Origin of the sequence: Arboricoccus pini (genome assembly GCF_900187945.1) — a bacterium.
Lineage (GTDB): Bacteria > Pseudomonadota > Alphaproteobacteria > Geminicoccales > Geminicoccaceae > Arboricoccus > Arboricoccus pini.
This window is the reverse complement of sequence record NZ_FYEH01000004.1, coordinates 156,054-172,361: the sequence shown is the minus strand read 5'-3', so window position 1 is coordinate 172,361 and position 16,308 is coordinate 156,054. Positions and strand designations below refer to the sequence as shown.

General features: G+C 64.5%; 14 protein-coding genes. 6 read left to right on the top strand and 8 right to left on the bottom strand.

Translation table 11 applies throughout. The features are described from left to right. Positions 1-41: 41 nt before the first annotated feature. Together CFB17_RS07210 and ilvN are read left to right on the top strand one after the other, a co-directional pair. Complete coding sequence (locus tag CFB17_RS07210) at positions 42-1,838, top strand: acetolactate synthase 3 large subunit (protein WP_088560733.1); 1,797 nt, start codon at positions 42-44, stop codon at positions 1,836-1,838. 125 nt (positions 1,839-1,963) lie between these two features. Further along, positions 1,964-2,572, top strand: coding sequence for an acetolactate synthase small subunit (gene ilvN / locus CFB17_RS07205; RefSeq protein ID WP_088560732.1), 609 nt, complete (start codon positions 1,964-1,966; stop codon positions 2,570-2,572). Positions 2,573-2,608: 36 nt separating this feature from the next. On the opposite strand, the gene CFB17_RS07200 is transcribed toward ilvN, so the two are convergent. Then, the gene (locus CFB17_RS07200; protein WP_088560731.1) at positions 2,609-3,418 is read right to left on the bottom strand and encodes a response regulator transcription factor; all 810 of its coding nucleotides are present in this window, start codon (positions 3,416-3,418) and stop codon (positions 2,609-2,611) included. A gap of 258 nt (positions 3,419-3,676) precedes the next feature. On the opposite strand from CFB17_RS07200, the gene ilvC reads away from it, so the two are divergent. Together ilvC and CFB17_RS07190 are read left to right on the top strand one after the other, a co-directional pair. Then, positions 3,677-4,696 carry a ketol-acid reductoisomerase gene (gene ilvC / locus CFB17_RS07195; protein ID WP_088560730.1) on the top strand — a complete coding sequence of 340 codons (1,020 nt, stop codon included), beginning with the start codon at positions 3,677-3,679 and terminating at the stop codon, positions 4,694-4,696. 209 nt (positions 4,697-4,905) lie between these two features. Next, positions 4,906-5,592 carry a GNAT family N-acetyltransferase gene (locus tag CFB17_RS07190; RefSeq protein ID WP_088560729.1) on the top strand — a complete coding sequence of 229 codons (687 nt, stop codon included), beginning with the start codon at positions 4,906-4,908 and terminating at the stop codon, positions 5,590-5,592. A gap of 25 nt (positions 5,593-5,617) precedes the next feature. Here CFB17_RS07190 and cysW read toward each other — a convergent pair whose 3' ends face one another. The 3 genes from cysW to cysP are packed head-to-tail and all read right to left on the bottom strand — an operon-like array spanning position 5,618 to position 8,316. Then, positions 5,618-6,448, bottom strand: coding sequence for a sulfate ABC transporter permease subunit CysW (cysW, locus tag CFB17_RS07185; protein WP_088560728.1), 831 nt, complete (start codon positions 6,446-6,448; stop codon positions 5,618-5,620). Further along, the gene (gene cysT / locus CFB17_RS07180; protein ID WP_088560727.1) at positions 6,445-7,275 is read right to left on the bottom strand and encodes a sulfate ABC transporter permease subunit CysT; all 831 of its coding nucleotides are present in this window, start codon (positions 7,273-7,275) and stop codon (positions 6,445-6,447) included. The genes cysW and cysT overlap by 4 nt, the downstream gene beginning before the upstream one ends. A gap of 15 nt (positions 7,276-7,290) precedes the next feature. After that, entirely contained in the window at positions 7,291-8,316 is a 1,026-nt protein-coding gene (gene cysP, locus CFB17_RS07175) for a thiosulfate ABC transporter substrate-binding protein CysP (RefSeq protein WP_088560941.1), read from the bottom strand. Between the two features lie 347 nt (positions 8,317-8,663). Between cysP and phbB the strand changes: the two genes are divergently transcribed. Further along, positions 8,664-9,389 (top strand): acetoacetyl-CoA reductase, encoded by a 726-nt coding sequence (gene phbB, locus CFB17_RS07165; protein ID WP_088560725.1) that lies wholly within the window; start codon positions 8,664-8,666, stop codon positions 9,387-9,389. A 12-nt stretch (positions 9,390-9,401) separates the two neighbouring features. Here the strand turns inward: phbB and CFB17_RS07160 are convergent, their stop codons facing one another. Beyond that, on the bottom strand, positions 9,402-10,733 hold the full coding sequence (locus tag CFB17_RS07160) for an NAD(P)/FAD-dependent oxidoreductase (protein WP_088560724.1): 1,332 nt from the start codon (positions 10,731-10,733) through the stop codon (positions 9,402-9,404). Positions 10,734-10,933: 200 nt separating this feature from the next. On the opposite strand from CFB17_RS07160, the gene CFB17_RS07155 reads away from it, so the two are divergent. Continuing rightward, the gene (locus tag CFB17_RS07155) at positions 10,934-11,650 is read left to right on the top strand and encodes an SIMPL domain-containing protein (protein WP_165769475.1); all 717 of its coding nucleotides are present in this window, start codon (positions 10,934-10,936) and stop codon (positions 11,648-11,650) included. A gap of 14 nt (positions 11,651-11,664) precedes the next feature. On the opposite strand, the gene CFB17_RS07150 is transcribed toward CFB17_RS07155, so the two are convergent. The 3 genes from CFB17_RS07150 to CFB17_RS07140 all read right to left on the bottom strand — a co-directional run bounded on the left by CFB17_RS07150 (position 11,665) and on the right by CFB17_RS07140 (position 16,268). Beyond that, complete coding sequence (locus CFB17_RS07150; RefSeq protein ID WP_088560722.1) at positions 11,665-12,135, bottom strand: hypothetical protein; 471 nt, start codon at positions 12,133-12,135, stop codon at positions 11,665-11,667. A 103-nt stretch (positions 12,136-12,238) separates the two neighbouring features. Next, the gene (locus CFB17_RS07145) at positions 12,239-15,652 is read right to left on the bottom strand and encodes an MFS transporter (protein WP_088560721.1); all 3,414 of its coding nucleotides are present in this window, start codon (positions 15,650-15,652) and stop codon (positions 12,239-12,241) included. Beyond that, entirely contained in the window at positions 15,636-16,268 is a 633-nt protein-coding gene (locus CFB17_RS07140; protein WP_165769474.1) for a TetR/AcrR family transcriptional regulator, read from the bottom strand. Before CFB17_RS07140 ends, CFB17_RS07145 begins: the two co-directional genes overlap by 17 nt. Positions 16,269-16,308 lie beyond the last annotated feature (40 nt).

Here is a 16,308-nt window from a genome sequence, read left to right as displayed (position 1 = left end):
CCCTTAATGAGCCATAGGGCTCGATCTGATCGGAGCTTATCATGACCGCCCCGTCCGTCTCCCACGCGCATGACCCCGAGCCGATGACCGGTTCGCAGGTCGTACTGAAGGCGCTGGTGGAGCAGGGTGTGGAGGTAATTTTCGGCTACCCGGGGGGGGCGGTACTACCGATTTACGATGCGCTTTATCGCGAGCCGCGAATTAAGCACATCCTCGTCCGTCACGAACAGGCGGCCGTCCACGCGGCCGAGGGCTATGCGCGTTCGACCGGCAAGGTCGGGTGCGTGCTCGTCACTTCGGGCCCCGGTGCCACCAACACGGTGACCGGCCTGACCGACGCGCTCATGGACAGCGTGCCCCTGGTCGTCCTGACCGGCCAGGTCGTGACGCACATGATCGGCAATGACGCCTTCCAGGAAGCCGATACGGTTGGCATCACCCGGCCGTGCACGAAGCACAACTACCTGGTCAAGGACCCAAACGACCTGGCGCGGGTCATGCACGAGGCGTTCCACGTCGCCCGCTCGGGGCGGCCGGGACCGGTCGTGATCGACTTGCCCAAGGACATTCAGATGCGCCCGGCGCCCTATACGGCGCGCGACCAGGTCAAGCACCGCAGCTACAACCCGAGGCGCGAACCCGACTTGGCGCGCATCGAGCATGCAGCCGAGCTTCTGGCCCAGGCCCGGCGGCCCATCTTCTATGTGGGCGGCGGCGTCATCAATGCCGGTCCCCGTGCCTGCGCGCTCCTGAAGGAGTTGGTGCACGAGACGGGTTTCCCGATCACGCTGACACTGATGGGGCTGGGTGCTTATCCCTCGTCCGACCCGCAGTTCCTGGGCATGCTCGGCATGCACGGGACCTACGAGGCCAACATGGCCATGCACGGCGCCGACGTCATGGTGGCCATCGGCGCGCGCTTTGATGATCGCGTGACCGGCCGCACGGACGCGTTCTCGCCCAATTCGCGCAAGGTCCACATCGACGTCGATCCATCGTCGATCAACAAGAATATCGCCGTCGATCTGCCGATCGTGGCGGACGCGGAGCCGGCCCTGGAGGCCTTGCTTGCCGCATGGCGCCGTAGGGCGCCGGCCAAGAAGCCGGTCGAGCGGCCGGTGGAAAGCTGGTGGCAGCAGATCGATGCGTGGCGCCAGAAGCAGTCCTTGCGCTTCTTCCAGCGCGGCCAGGTGATCAAGCCGCAATATGCCATTCGTCGCCTTTTTGAACTGACGCGCGATCGTGAGGTGTTCATCACGACCGAGGTCGGCCAGCATCAGATGTGGGCTGCGCAGCATTTCGGCTTCGACGAGCCGTATCACTGGATGACCTCGGGTGGCCTCGGCACGATGGGCTACGGCTTTCCTTCCGCCATGGGCGTGCAGGTGGCCCATCCGGACGCGCTGGTCGTCGATATCGCGGGCGATGCGTCTTGGGTCATGAACATGCAGGAAATGTCGACCTGCATGCAGTTCGGGCTGCCGGTGAAGTCGTTCATCTTGAACAATAGTTACATGGGCATGGTCCGCCAGTGGCAGGATTTCTTCCATGGGCAGCGCCATTCGCAGAGCTACCATGAGAGCCTGCCGGATTTCGTGAAGCTGGCCGAGGCGTTCGGCGCCGTCGGGCTCCGGGCAGAAAAGGCGGATGAAGTTGACGGGCTGATCGAGGAGATGATTCGGATCAAGAAGCCGGTCATCTGCGATGTCGTCGTCGACAGGACGGAGAACGTCTACCCGATGATCCCGGGCGGGGCCGCGCATAACGAGATCCGGTTGGCACCCGACGAGGGCCAGGATCACGAGGCGATCTCGGAAGCCGGCATGGCGCTCGTATGACATAGGAGGGGCCGCCCTACAGGCGGTCTCCATCGGACGCTGCGAAGACCGGCAGCTAGAGCTGACGGTCTCAAGGCTGCCTAGGTGCGTCCTTGTCTCCATCCTTAAATCTGCGAGTTCTCTCCATGGGCAATGCGCTCTTCAGTAACGGGCCCGGCGACGAGCCCAGCCGTCGGCATACCATCGCCGCATTGGTCGACAATGAACCCGGAGTCCTGGCGCGGGTCATCGGCCTGTTCTCGGGCCGGGGTTACAATATCGATAGCCTCACCGTGGCGGAGGTGGATGCCGGCCGCCGTTTCTCGCGCATCAACATCGTCACGACCGGCACGGAGCTGGTGATCGAGCAGATCAAGGCGCTGCTCGACAAGCTCGTGCCCGTGCATCAGGTCCAGGATCTCACCGTCCAGGGACCGCATGTCGAGCGCGAGCTGGCGCTGGTCAAGGTGGCGGGGGAACGCGAGCATCTCATCCAGGCCTCGCGTATCGCCGATGTCATGCGCGCGCGCCTCGTCGACAGCCAGCCGGGCTCGTTCATCTTCGAGATGACCGGCACCTCGGATGAGGTCGATGCCTTCATCGATCTCGTCCGCCCGGTCGAGGTGAGCCGGGCCGGCGTCGTGGCGATGGCGCGTGGCCTTGCGGTCCTGACCTCCGAATATATCGGTCAGGATGACGTACCGCCGGCCACCGCCGTAGCACCGTCCAGGGACACAGGCGGCACCATCGCCTGAGTTCTGGCCGCCGCGCTCGGGCGGTGCTTGGGGGCGTCAGCCCAAGAGCTTGATGAGCAGGGCGTCAAGTTCGCTTAGATTGTGCCGTTCCATTTCAGGCGTTCGGGCAGCTTCCAACTCGTCCTCGGGGCTCGTGAAGTAGGGCTCCGCCGCGTCCTCGTTGAGGCCGTGCTCGGAATCCTTCAGCATGTAGCCATGGCCCCAGACGGTTTGGATGCCGCTCTCGTCGCCCGTCAGCTTGATGATCTTTTTGCGTAACTTGCAGATGAAGACGTCGACGATCTTCTGCTCCGGCTCGTCCATGCCGCCATAGAGGTGATCAAGGAACATGTCCTTGGTCAGCGTGCGGCCCTTGCGCAGCGAGAGGAGCTCCAGAATGCTGTATTCCTTGGGGCTCACGGGCAGGAGCTTGCCGTCGATATGGACGGTGCGCGCCGAAAGATCGATCGTCATGCGCCCGGTGCGGATGACCGATTCGGCGTGGCCCTTGGAGCGGCGGACGATTGCCTGCAGGCGGGCTGTCAGCTCGTTCTTGTCGAAGGGCTTGGTGATGTAGTCATCCGCCCCGCAGATGAGCGCCCGGACCATTTCCTGCTTGTCGTCATGCGCCGTGCAGATGAGGACGGGCACCGTGATGCCCGCCGCGCGCATGCGGCGGACAAGCTCATTGCCGTCGGAATCGGGGAGCTTCAGATCGATGATGGCAATGTCGAAATCGTAGACCTTGGCAAGGTCCAAGGCATCCTCGGCGGAGGTGGCGGTCTCGACCAGGAAATTGCTTGGCTCGATCGAGGCTCTGATGAGGCGCGCCGATACGGGGTCATCCTCAGCCAGCAATGCACGCATGATTATCGCCAATAAGTTAATGTAACTCAACTATAAGGAGATATTTTGCCGAGGTGTATCAAAAATTGGCGACATCAATGGGCCCGCGCTGCAGAGCTGTTTCGGCAAACCGCCGCCGAGACAGGAAGATTATCGCTCTGGCCTGTCCGTTCAAAACTGGGCAGGGCCTTCACTCGGCAGCGACTTGAGAAAGGCGGCGATCACCTTTAAGACCACCGGGCCGCGGCGCGGCCGCTTAAGTTTCAGGGATCTATCTCCATGCGCGTCTATTACGACAACGATGCCGACCTCAACCTGATCAAGGGTAAGAAGGTTGCCGTGATCGGTTATGGCAGTCAGGGCTTTGGTCACTCCAATAATCTGAAGGACAGCGGTGTTGCCGAGGTAGCCGTGGCCCTTCGCCCTCAGTCGAAGACGCGCGCCAAGGTGGAAGCGGCAGGGCTGAAGGCAATGACCGTCGCCGAGGCGGCCAGATGGGCCGACGTCGTCATGGTGCTGACGCCGGACGAGCTGCAGGCGGATCTCTACAAGGACGAGCTGCACGAGAACATGAAGGAGGGGGCGGCCCTCATGTTCGCGCATGGCCTGAACATCCATTTCAAGCTCATCGAGCCGCGTGCCGATCTCGACGTCTTGATGATCGCCCCCAAGGGGCCGGGTCACCTCGTCCGCGGTGAGTATGTGAAGGGCGGCGGCGTGCCGTGCCTCTTGGCGATCCACCAGGATGCCTCGGGCAGCGCACACGACCTGGGCCTCTCCTATGGCGCGGCGATCGGCGGCGGCCGGGCCGGTATCATCGAGACCAGCTTCAAGGAAGAGACCGAGACGGATCTCTTTGGCGAGCAGACCGTCCTTTGCGGTGGCCTCGCGGCTCTTATCGAGGCGGGTTTCGAGACGCTGGTCGAGGCGGGCTACGCGCCCGAGATGGCCTATTTCGAGTGCCTGCACGAAGTGAAGCTCATCGTCGACCTCATCTATGAGGGCGGCCTTGCCAATATGCGCTACTCGATCAGCAACACGGCCGAGTATGGCGACTACATGACGGGGCCGCGCATCGTCACGGCCGAGACCAAGGCCGAGATGAAGCGGGTGTTGGCCGACATTCAGGAGGGCCGCTTCGCGCGCGACTGGGTGCTGGAGAACAAAGCGGGCCAGGCCAGCTTCAAGGCCATCCGGGCCAAGAACGCTGCCCATCCGATCGAGGCAGTGGGTGAGAAGCTGCGGGCGATGATGCCTTGGATCAGCAAGGCGGCCCTGGTCGACAAGGCCAAGAACTGAACGCTGCCAGCTGCGCCGCCCGCAGGGCGGCAACGCATCTTCCAGACGGCCGCCCCTTACCGGGCGGCGTCTTTTTTTCCGGGTGCCACTTCTTTTCGGGTGACGTCCTTTTCTCGGGCGTCCACCCTTGTCGGATGACGTCCCTTGGCAAAGACGCGGCCGCCCGCGCGGGCGGCCGCGTCTTCATCGTGGTTTGGAGATCTTTTCGCATGAGTACGCCGCCCGTCGGGCCGATCGTCGAGGGCTGGACGCCGCGCGCTTGGCCGGAGCCCGTGACCTTGGAGGGCCGCTTCGTCCGGCTCGAGCCGCTTCGGTCAGAGCACGCGGCGACGATGACGGCCGATGCCCTGGCGGCCCCTGACGACTGGAGCTATCTGGGCCCGGGCCCGTTCACCGAGGCCCAGGCCTTTTCGGCGGTGGTGGCGCTTCAGGCAGCGGCCAAGGACGCGCAGTTTTTCGCCGTCATCGACAAGATGACAGGCGAGGCCAAGGGGTATCTCAGCCTGATGCGCATCGATACGGCCAACGGCGTCATAGAGATCGGCAATATCTGGTATGGTCGCAGCCTGCAGCGGCGTCCGGCCGGAACCGAGGCCGTCTTTCTCCTCGCAGCTTACGTCTTCGACCAACTCGGCTATCGGCGCTTCGAGTGGAAGTGCAACGATCTGAACGCGCCCTCCCGTCGTGCGGCCGAGCGGCTCGGCTTTATCTATGAGGGCACGTTTCGCCAGCACATGATCATCAAGGGGCGCAACCGCGATACCGCTTGGTATGCGATGACCGATCAGGATTGGTGCACGGTCAAGCCCGCCTTCGAGGCTTGGCTCGATCCAGACAACGTCACGGCGGATGGCAGCCAGCGGCGGCGCTTGGCTGATATCCGGGCCGTCGCCTAGCGCATCGACCGTCCGCGTGCCGGGTTCAGGCGGTGCGGCGGCGCTCCAGGAGCATCTTGGCGCCGATCGTCGCGAGCGCCAGCAAGGTCAACGTCGTTGCGGCGGCGAAGGCACCCGTCGCGTTGTAATCGTTGTAGAGCAACTCGATCTGCAGCGGGAGCGTGTTGGTCTGGCCGCGCACATTGCCCGAGACGACCGAGACGCCGCCGAACTCGCCGATCGAGCGCGCGGTGCAGAGGATGGCGCCATAGAGGAGCGCCCATTTGACGTTGGGCAGTGTCACGTCGGTCATCGTCCGCCAGAAGCCGGCGCCGAGGCTTAGGGCTGCCTCTTCCTCATCGATGCCCTGCGCCTGCATCAAGGGCAAAAGCTCGCGCGCGACGAAGGGGCTCGTGATGAACAAGGTTACCAGGATGATGGCGGCCGGTGTGAACATGAGCCGGATATCGTGCGCCGCCAGCCAAGGGCCGAAGAGGCCCTGATTGCCGTAGAGCAAGAGATACATGACGCCGCCCACAATGGGCGAGATCGAGTAGGGCAATTCGATGACGACCAGGAGCAGGGCCGGGCCGCGAAAGCGGCTGAGCGCCCAGGCGGCCGCCAGCCCGAAGAGCATATTGATTAGCACGACGATGGCAGCGGTGGTCAAGGTGAGGACGATCGCATGAAGTGTGTCGCCATCCGTGATCGCCCGGAGGTACCCTTCGGGGCCTGCCGCCAGCGCCTGCGTGAAGATCAGGGCGATGGGGGCCACGAGGAAGGCCAGGGTGAGCAGGCAGGCAAGCCCGATAAGCACTCGCCTGGCGACGGGTCCGTCGCCGACCCGGGCCGGCCGGCCGGGCATATCCGGCCTCATCGGCTGTGCTCTCCGTGCCGCAGACTATAGAGCTGTACGGCATTGGTGAGGGCCAGCATGAGGAAGGCCGCGATCAGAAGAACGGAAGCGATGGCGGTGGCGGCCGGATAATCGAACTCCTCCAGCCGGATGAGGGTGAGCAGCGCCGTGATCTCGGTCTTGAGGGGCAGGTTGCCGGCGATAAAGATGACGGCGCCGAATTCGCCCAGGCTGCGGGCGAAAGAGAGGGCGCAGCCAGCCAGAAACGCCGGGAAGATGGCCGGCCAGAGGATGCGCCAAAGAATGGTGAGCGAGCCAGCGCCCAGCGTGCGTGCCGCCTCCTCGATTTCGGGTTCGATCTCCTCCAGGACGGGTTGCACGGTGCGGACGACGAAGGGAGCGCTCGTGAAAGCCATGGCGATGCCGATGCCCAGCTGCGTGTAGGCAACCTTGATGCCGAGCGGGCTCAGGAGATGTCCGAACCAACCTTTGGGTGCAAAAAGCGTGGTCAGCGCAATGCCGGCGACCGCCGTCGGCAGTGCCATCGGCAGGTCCATGAGCGCGTCCAGTAGCCGACGGCCGGAGAACGCATAGCGGACCAGGACCCAGGCCATGAGGAGACCGTATATGGCGTTCCAGACCGTGGCGATCAGGGCACCCGTCAGGGTCACGCGATAGGAAGACAAGGCGCGCGGGCTCGATATGATCGTCCAGTAGGCGGCCCAGGAGAGGCTGGTCGCCTTGAGGGCCAAGGCCAGCAGGGGGAGCAGCACGATCAGGCCCAGATAAGCAAGCGTGCAGTCCAGCGTGAGTCTGAAGCCCGGTAGGGGGAACGGTTGGACATCGATCTTCAGGCCGAGGGCTTATCGTTGCCTGCCTGGGCTGAACGCCCGGTCGAAAAGGCCGCCATCGGCGAAGTGCTCGGACTCTGCCCGGCCCCAGCCGCCGAAGACCTGTTCAACGGTAACGAGGCGCACGGCCGGGAAATCGCCTGCGTGGGCCTTGGCGACTTCATCGTCCCGCACGCGGTTGCCAAAGCCGGCGATGATTTCCTGCGCTTCCGGCTGATAGAGGAATTCGAGATAGGCGCTTGAAACGTCGCGCGAGCCGCGCGCGTCGACGACCCTGTCGACCAGGGTTACCGGGAAATCGGCCTCTATGCTCATTGATGGAAGGACGATCTCGAACCCGGCATCGCCATATTCGCGCGCGACGCCGTGCATTTCGGCCTCGAAGGTGACGAGCACGTCGCCGATCTCTCGCTCGACGAAGGTCGTGGTCGAGCCGCGGCCACCTGTGTCGAACACTGGCACGTTGCCCAGCAGCTTGGCAACGAACGCCTCGGCCTTGGTCTCGTCGCCGCCATTATGCTCGAGGCCATAGGCAAAGGCAGCAAGGTAGGTGTAGCGCGCATTGCCCGACGTCTTGGGATTGGGAAAGACGGGCTGCACGTCGTCGCGCGTGAGATCGTCCCAATCCTTGATGGCCTTGGGGTTGCCCTTGCGAACGAGGAAAGCCGGCAGTGAGTAGAAGGGCGAGGAATTATAGGGCAGCCGACTTTGCCAGTTGGCCGGGATGAGTTGGCCCCGATCGTGCAAAATTTGGATGTCCGTCACCTGATTGAAGGTGACGACGTCCGCCTGCAGACCCTCGAGGATGGCGCGCGCCTGTTTGCTCGTGCCGCCATAACTCTGGTCGACCTTGATGTCCTGCCCGGTCTTAGTCTTCCATGCCTTGACGAAGGCGATGTCGATCGCGGTGAAGAGTTCGCGGCCGACATCGTAGGACACGTTCAAGATCGTGCTGACCTCGGCTCTTGCCTGCTTAAAATGCAGGGCCGCCAAGGCGCTCGCAGAGGCGAGCCCCGCCGCCAAATGTCGCCGTCGCATGGCGAACTCCATGTTTTTCGCCCATAAGGCGCAGTTCTTAGCGATACCGTCTGCTGTCAACAAAGCACTCGTGCAACCGTTTAATTTCCCATACGACATAAGCCACGTGTTGAAAGATGATTTCCGGTACGAGGCCGCATCTTTGCTTGCTTTTTGTCGGTGGATCATGGGGTTCATGTATCGACGAGCACGCTCCGATCGGATTGGCCGGAGCGGCTGCCGGTTGGTGGCTTGGCACTTACTGCTGAAGGGCTTTAGACGGCATCGCGTTCTTGCTCGGGGGGCGGCGCCGCTGATGGTGGTGACGAGCAAAGCCTGCCAAAAATGATAAGCAGGGAGAGACAGTGATGAGCCAGGTGGCTTTGGTAACGGGAGGCACGCGAGGAATCGGTGCGGCCGTGTCGAAGGCGCTGGCCGCGGCCGGCTACAAGGTGGCCGCCAATTATGCCGGCAACGAGGCGGCCGCTGCTGAATTCAGCCGGAGCACGGGTATCAGCGTGTTTCAATGGAATGTCGCCGACTTTGACGCCTGCCGGGACGGGATCAAGAACGTCACGGCCGAGCTTGGGCCGATCGACGTGCTGGTCAACAATGCCGGCATCACGCGCGATTCGACGCTGCACAAGATGAGCCTCGAGCAGTGGCGCGAGGTGATGGCGACTAATCTGGACTCGCTCTTCAACATGACGCGCAACGTCATCGAGGGGATGCGTGCGCGGCGCTTTGGCCGCATCATCAACATCTCCTCGATCAATGGCCAAAAGGGCCAGTTCGGCCAGGCGAATTACGCGGCGGCCAAGGCTGCGGCCCTGGGCTTCACCAAGGCCGTCGCCCACGAGGGAGCGGCGCTGGGGATCACCTGCAACACGATCTGCCCAGGCTACATCGCGACCGAGATGGTTCGCGCCGTTCCCATCGAGACGTTGCGGGACAAGGTTCTCCCGCAGATCCCGGTCGGGCGGCTAGGCGAGCCCGAGGAGGTCGCGCGCTGCGTCCTTTTCCTGGCCAGCGCCGATGCTGGCTTCATCACCGGCGCCACGCTCACGGCCAATGGCGGGCAGTACATGGCCTGAGAGGTTTGCCCGTCAATGCAGCTTGACGGTCGGGCCGGTACGCTTGCTCAAGGCGCGCGAGAGTGAGTCCAGGATGACGCGCCAATAACCGTGTAGGGCGATCTCGTGCATCTTATAGAGCGAGAGATACATGAGCCGCGCGAACATGCCCTCGATGAACATGCTGCGGCCGGCGACGAACCCCATCAGATTGCCGACCGTCGAATATTCGCCCAGCGAGACCAGAGAGCCGAAATCGCGATAGCGGAACTCGAGAAGCGGCTGGCCGGCCAGGCGGCGCCTGATCTGCTTGAGCATGAACGAGGCCTGCTGGTGGGCGGCCTGGGCGCGGGGAGGAACCGGGCCATCATGGCCCGGATAAGGCACATAGGCGCAATCGCCCATAGCGAAGATGTCCGGATCGCGCGTCGTCTGTAGGGTCAGTCCGGCGACCAGCTGGCCGTTTCGGCTGACTTCGAGGCCGCCCAGGTTACGCAGGATGTCCGGCCCCTTGACGCCCGCTGCCCACACCGTGAGCTCGGCCGGCACAAAGCCGCCATCGGCCAGCATCACGCCATCGGCTCGGACCTCGACGACGCGGGCGTTGGTGCGCACATCGACACTCAATTCCGTCAACAGTTTGTGGGTCTCGGCGGCAATGCGCTCTGGCAGGGGCGGCAGAATGCGGGGGGCTGCCTCGATCAGGGTGATCTGAAGGTCGCGCTCGACGCTGATGCGGTCGAGCCCATAGGCCACGAGTTGCAGTGCGGTGTGATGCAGCTCGGCCGAGAGTTCGGTGCCGGTGGCACCGGCACCGATGATGGCTACATGGAGCTGGCCTCGGCGCACGGGTCCTTCCTGGGTCTGCGCCAGGAGGAAGGCATTGATCAGGCGACGGTTGAAGCGCGCGGCTTCGCCCGGCGTATCCAAGACATAGGCGTATTCGGCGGCGCCCTTGGTGCCGAAATCGTTGGTACGGCTGCCGATCGCGATGATCAGCGTGTCGTAGGGAACGCGCTGGGCGGGGGAAACCTGGCGGCCTTCTTCGTCGCGCACTTCGCCCAGGAGAACCTCCCTGGCGTTCCGATCGAGGCCTACCATGGCACCGTAGCGGAAGCGGAAATGGTGGGCCGCCGCCTGGGCCAGATAGTTGATGTCGTGACGGTCGATGTTCATCGTGCCAGCGGCGATTTCGTGGAGCAACGGCTTCCAGACATGCGATCTCGAGGACTCGACCAGGGTAATGTCCGCGCGTTTGCGCTTGCCCAGCGTGTTGCCCAGACGAGTCACCAGCTCCAGGCCGCCGGCACCGCCCCCCACCACGACAATGCGGTGGCGACCTGATTCTGGCGAGGGTTCGGCCATGTCATTCTTCCTTAGCAATGGAAAAGGGCAGGACCGATTAAGCTTGCGGTCACGACGCCCATCTTCAAATCGTCATGTGCACAGCGTTTGTACATGTGCCGCATCGACGCTGCGGCGGCTGGCGGGGGGCATCCCTTGTCATTCGCCGGTGGATGTCGCACCAAAGCCACCCCTTTGCCCCCATTTGCGGAGCTGGATCGATGAAGACAAAGCTAGGCACGGTACTGGCAACGCTGTTCGTCTTGTCGTTCGTCACGGCCGGCGGCGTCGCCGCCCAGTCGGCGGATGATGCATCACCGCGCACCAGACTGGCGCTGCGCGAGACGGCAAGGCGGGACGTCGAGCAGGACACCATCGAGGCGGCAGTCACAGCGCGCTCGGAGGGCTCGGCTGCCGGCAAGGCGCAGATGGCCGTCAATCGGCTGATGGACGGCCTGGTCGGCAAGGCCAAGGGCGTGGCCGGGGTCACCGTCTCGACCAGCGGCTATCGTGTGGCGCAGGATTTCACCAACGACGGCCGGCCGCGCGCCTGGGTGGCACAGCAGGATCTGGACCTCAAGAGCGGCGACAGCACGGCCCTTTTAGGGCTTTTGGGTGAGTTGCAGGGCGATGGCGTGCTGTTGAGTAGGCTCGACTATGTCTTAAGCGACAAGGCGCGCGATGCGCTGGTCGACGAGCTGACGGATGAGGCGATCAAGAAGCTGCGGACGCGGGCCGAGCGGGTCGCTGCCGCCCTGGGGTGTCGCGTCGTCAATATCGAGGCCATCTCCGTATCGGGGGCCAATGGCGGCCCGAGGCCAATGCCGCGGCTCATGGCGATGGCGGCCGATACCGCCCGCGCCAAGCCCGTGGCCGAGGCAGGGCTCGAAACGGTCGAGGTCTCGGTGGATGCCACTATCATCCTCGACAAGCCCTGACGCCGCGTCGCACCCTACTTCCAGAATTCAACCTTGCCCTTGGAGGAGGGGGCCAGGAAGGCTAGGCACTCTTTGATCTCCGCCGGGGCTGCGCCGCCCTGGCTACCCTCGCAGCGCAGCGTGTCGTTGAGCAAGAGCCGGGTGACGCTGTCGCAGGCGGTGCTTTGCACGTCGAAGAGCTTGACCAGCGTTTTCTTCGGCTGGAGCGGTGCCAGGTCGACGGCAACGCGCTGGTTGATCACGCCATCGGCGCCGAAGCTGACGAGTTCCAGTTGCAGAGCCGTGAAGTCGACGTCCGTGTCGTTGCGTAAGAGGAGATAGATGCGGCAGGCTTGGTCGACCGGCTCGAGCTTGTTGAGCTCGATCGTCACCTTGCCGCCAGCACCGCTCTGTGCCGGCGGGGCGGTCGGTGTCTCCTCTGCCAGGGCAGGCGTAACGGCGAGGGCCAGGCAAAGGGCGGCGCTCGGCAACAACCTCGTGAACATGGACGTAGCGTCTCCTGCTAGGATCTGGTTGGGGTACGTGACCCAAGTCGGCTCGGTCCCTTAGCATGCTCCTTGCAGCGGCGGCAGTCCCGAGATGCCGGCCTCAGGCGGCCTCGCGCTGCTGCAGAAGATCTGCCTTGAGCGCCACATAGTCGATCTTGCCCGAACCCAGCAGCGGCAGCGCCTTCAACTCGACGACCTCGGCAGGCGTCATGATCTCGGGCACGCCCATCTCGCGCGCCGCGCGGAGGAGACTGTCGCGGCCCCCGGCGGCGCCTTCGCTGGCCAGAACGACACGCTCGCCCTTGCGGGCATCCGGCAGGGCCACGGCCGCGTGCCGGCCACCCGGCCAGACGCGCTCCGCCAACTCTTCGACTGCCGAGAGCGAGACCATCTCGCCGCCGATCTTGGCAAAGCGCTTCACCCGCCCCTTGATCGAAAGAAATCCGTTCTCGTCGAAGATCACGACATCGCCTGTGTCGAACCAGCCCTCCTCGGTGGGCTCGATGACGCCGCCTTTGCCGGCCCGCAGATAGCCCAGCATGACGTTGGGACCCTTGAGCAGCAGGCGGCCGCCCTCCAGGCCCTCGACCGGTTCCAGCCGGGCCGACAGGCCGGGCAGGAGGCGGCCGACCGTGCCGGGTTTGACCTGCTTTGGCGTGTTGATCGCGATCACGGGTGCGGTCTCGGTGGCTCCGTAGCCCTCGAGGATGCGCACGCCGAACCGCTCGGCATAAATATGGCGCGTCGTCTCCCTGAGCGGTTCGGCCCCGGCGAAGATCGCCCGGACGGAGCGGAAATCGTAAGCGTCGGCCATCCGCGCATAGCCGTTCAGGAACGTGTCGGTACCGAACATGAAAGTGGGCTCGAAATTATAAGCCATCTCCGGGACGACACGATAATGAAGGGGGCTCGGATAAAGGATCGTGCGGATGCCGATCGTGAGCGGTAAAATCAATCCGCCCGTCAGGCCGAAGCTGTGGAACAAAGGCAGCGCGTTCAGGGCCGAATCGCGCATGTCCAGGTCCATCACCGCCCGTACCTGGACGGCATTGGCCAGGAGGTTCATGTGGCTGAGTGCCACCCCCTTGGGCAGGCCCTCGGAACCGGAGGTGAAGAGAATGACCGCCTCGCCAAAGGGGTCGCCCGCCGGAACGCGGCGCGAGCGCAGCATCGCCTTCAGCTTCGCCATGGCGCCGATGCGCGGGCGCAGCGATTCCAGCGTAAGGATGCGCACGCCCGCCTCCCTGGCGGCGTCGACGAGGGGCTCGAGCTTGGCCTGGGTGACGAAGGCGTCGCTCGTCACCATGAGGCGGATCTGGGCGGCGTCGATCGCCGCGCGCAATGCCTTGGTCCCCGCCGAGAAATTGATCATGGCGGGGGTGCGGCCATGCAGCATGAGGCCGAGGATGGTGAGCGCTGTCGGTGCGAGACTCGGCAGCATGACCCCCACGCGCTCGCCCGGTCGTGTCTCCAGGGCCAGCTCCGCGCCCACCGCGTGCAGGCCTGCCATCAGCCGCCCGTAAGTGAGCCGCGTGCCGAGCGGGTCCTCGATCGCCAGCCGCCGCCAGCCGACCCGCCGGGCACTCTCGACGATCGCGGCCGGGATCGTTTGCGGCCGATATTCGTGCTCGAACTGTGTCCTGGCCATGAGGTCGGCCATTGCGGTTGACGAGGCGATCCGCCGGCGGCGGCCCTTGAGCTCCGGGTCGATCTCGAGTCGCTGTGCCGGAAAGAAGGTGATGATCGTCTTGGGTGCGAGGGAGCGGCGCACCTGGCCGTTCTTGAGATAGGAAAGAAAGGAGCGCTCGGGACCCTCGATCCTGGCTGGGACGACCACGGCCGCCGCCTTGTCGACCACCCAGGCTGTGCCCGGATAGACCTTCATCAGGGCACCGGTGCGGCTGATCGCTCCCTCGGGGAAGATCAACGCCCGCTCGCCACTGGCGATTCGTTGGACCAGCGCCTTGGCCGCCAGCGGCCGCGCATGGTCGATCGGATAGAGGTTGGCCAGCTTGGCGAACGGGCGGATATACCAGAGCGCTGCCTGCTGGACGTCGATGGCGATGGCCGGGCGCCCCTCAAGATAGGCGGCAAGGAGGACACCGTCGGCGAGGCTCACATGGTTGGGCGCGATGACCACGCGGGGGCCTGCCGCCTCGATATGCTCCATGCCGCGGATCTCGACCCGCAGCCAGGTCTTGAAGATGCTGCGCAACGCGCCTTGCAGCGCCTCGGCGGGCAGAAGGCGGACGACGATGATGGCATAGATCGTGTTTGCCACCGCCAGGACGAGGAAGAGTTCGCGGACGGGCAGGCCGAGGCCGGTCATGCCGGCGCAGGCGAGGGCTGCCGCCGTCATGATCGCGGCGGTCACGACATTGTTGGCGGCGATGATGCGCGCCCGCTCGTCGGCGCCAGCCGAGTGCTGGATGAAGGCGTAGAGCGGCACCGCCAGGAGGCCGCCCATGATCGCCACCAGAAGGAAGCCGATGCAAAGCGCCAGGAGGGAGGGGTGCTGGAGAAAGTCGGCCACGCCCATCTGCCGCGTGTCGGCGGCCAGGAAGATCAGCGAACCATAAAGGAGAATCGTCGTCAGCGCGAAGCCTATCGTGGCCGCCGGGACGGGCCAGAGCGAGACCCGGCCCTTGACGATCCGGTTGGCCATGAAGGAGCCGAGGCCGACGCCGGCTGCAAAGAGCGTGAGCAGGAAGGTCGTCGCCGCCTCGCTGCCATGCAGGTCGTCCTTGACCCAGGCCGGCAGGTTGGAGAGGCAGATGCCGCCCGCTGCCCAGAACCAGCTCAGCATCAAGATCGCCCGCCATGTGCTCTTGCGCGAGCGCGCGTGATGGAAGAGGTCGATCGTGCCGGGGATCGGATTGGGGCTGAGTTTGAGATCGGGGTCGGCGGCCCGACCCTCCTCGAGTCCGAATGTGCAAAGGAAGCCCAAGGCCGCGCAAATGACGGCCAGCCCCGCTGCCAGCATCAGGCCGCCGCCGGCCACCGCGAGCCCGCCCACGGCGGTGCCGATCAGGGTCGCAAGGAAGGTGCCGGCCTCCACCAGCGTATTGCCGGCAACGAGCTCGTCCTCCCGCAGGCGTTCGGGCAGCCAAGCATATTTGGCGGGCGCGAAGAAAGCCATCTGCGTGCCCAGGAAGAACATCACGATCATCATGAAGGTGATGCTGCCGGAGAAACAGGCAATGGCGCCAAGGCAGGCAATGCCGACCTCGGCCGCCTTGGTCCAGCGCAGCACGCGCGCTTTCTCGAACTTGTCGGTAATGACGCCGGCCGTCGAGGAGAAAAGGAAATAGGGGATGACGAGGAGCGCGCCGGCGATCAGGCCGATCGTGGCACCCTGGTTTGGGCTGACGCTTTGAACGACGTAGAGCACGATCGCCGCGCGAAAGAGGTTGTCGTTCAGGCCGCCCAGGAACATGGCGCCGAACAGGGGCCAAAAGCGGCGCTTGGTGAGAAGCCGGAACGGCGAGCCCTGGGGTTCAGGTTCTGGCGTCATCGGTGATCCGGTCCGTTTGGTCGTTTGTTGTGCCGGCGGCGGCCTTGAGTGCAGCCAGCGCACCGTGGGCTAGTGCCGGGGCCAGTGCCGTGAAACTGCCATCCAGCCGTCGGCCATAGATCATGAAGGTAGCCGGCTGGATGGTCAGGCCCAGTACCAAGGCCGCCCCGAGCGATGGAAGAATGGGCGGCAGTTCGCCCGCGGCAACGGCATCGGCCACCAGATCCTCGAGCACGCGGATCGGCGTATCGTCGCTGGGACGGAGTGCCTTGGCCATCTCTTCGTGGTGGCGCAGTAGCAGGAACGCCATGAGCGGCCGGGTCTCGTCGAAGCGTCGGCAGAAATAGGTGACGATCCTGGTCAGCCGCGGTCGCAGCCGTCTTTCCTCGTGCATGATCTGCCGCATGCCCGAGGCAAGGCCGGTGAAACCCTCATTGAAGAGCGCTTGCGCCATCGCCTCCTTGGAGCCCCAATGGCGATAGAGGGCGCCTTCGCTCGCCCCCGAGCGGGCAGCGATGTCCTTGACCGAAACGGCGGCGACACCCCGGGCGGCGAAGAGATCGAGGGCCGCCGCGACGACTTTGTCCTTGATGGGGGTGGGTGAAGAACGGGACATCGAGACCATGGATTTCGGTGCCGAGCGCGAGAGGTGACGC

What these genes read in the sequence shown, in the direction of transcription:
- CFB17_RS07200 (WP_088560731.1), bottom strand. Translation starts at nt 3,418, where the DNA reads ATGCGTGCATTGCTGGCTGAGGATGACCCCGTATCGGCGCGCCTCATC.
- cysW (WP_088560728.1), bottom strand. Translation starts at nt 6,448, where the DNA reads ATGAGGCCGGATATGCCCGGCCGGCCGGCCCGGGTCGGCGACGGACCC.
- ilvN (WP_088560732.1), top strand. Translation starts at nt 1,964, where the DNA reads ATGGGCAATGCGCTCTTCAGTAACGGGCCCGGCGACGAGCCCAGCCGT.
- phbB (WP_088560725.1), top strand. Translation starts at nt 8,664, where the DNA reads ATGAGCCAGGTGGCTTTGGTAACGGGAGGCACGCGAGGAATCGGTGCG.
- ilvC (WP_088560730.1), top strand. Translation starts at nt 3,677, where the DNA reads ATGCGCGTCTATTACGACAACGATGCCGACCTCAACCTGATCAAGGGT.
- CFB17_RS07145 (WP_088560721.1), bottom strand. Translation starts at nt 15,652, where the DNA reads ATGACGCCAGAACCTGAACCCCAGGGCTCGCCGTTCCGGCTTCTCACC.
- CFB17_RS07140 (WP_165769474.1), bottom strand. Translation starts at nt 16,268, where the DNA reads ATGTCCCGTTCTTCACCCACCCCCATCAAGGACAAAGTCGTCGCGGCG.
- CFB17_RS07155 (WP_165769475.1), top strand. Translation starts at nt 10,934, where the DNA reads ATGAAGACAAAGCTAGGCACGGTACTGGCAACGCTGTTCGTCTTGTCG.
- CFB17_RS07210 (WP_088560733.1), top strand. Translation starts at nt 42, where the DNA reads ATGACCGCCCCGTCCGTCTCCCACGCGCATGACCCCGAGCCGATGACC.
- CFB17_RS07160 (WP_088560724.1), bottom strand. Translation starts at nt 10,733, where the DNA reads ATGGCCGAACCCTCGCCAGAATCAGGTCGCCACCGCATTGTCGTGGTG.
- CFB17_RS07190 (WP_088560729.1), top strand. Translation starts at nt 4,906, where the DNA reads ATGAGTACGCCGCCCGTCGGGCCGATCGTCGAGGGCTGGACGCCGCGC.
- cysP (WP_088560941.1), bottom strand. Translation starts at nt 8,316, where the DNA reads ATGCGACGGCGACATTTGGCGGCGGGGCTCGCCTCTGCGAGCGCCTTG.
- CFB17_RS07150 (WP_088560722.1), bottom strand. Translation starts at nt 12,135, where the DNA reads ATGTTCACGAGGTTGTTGCCGAGCGCCGCCCTTTGCCTGGCCCTCGCC.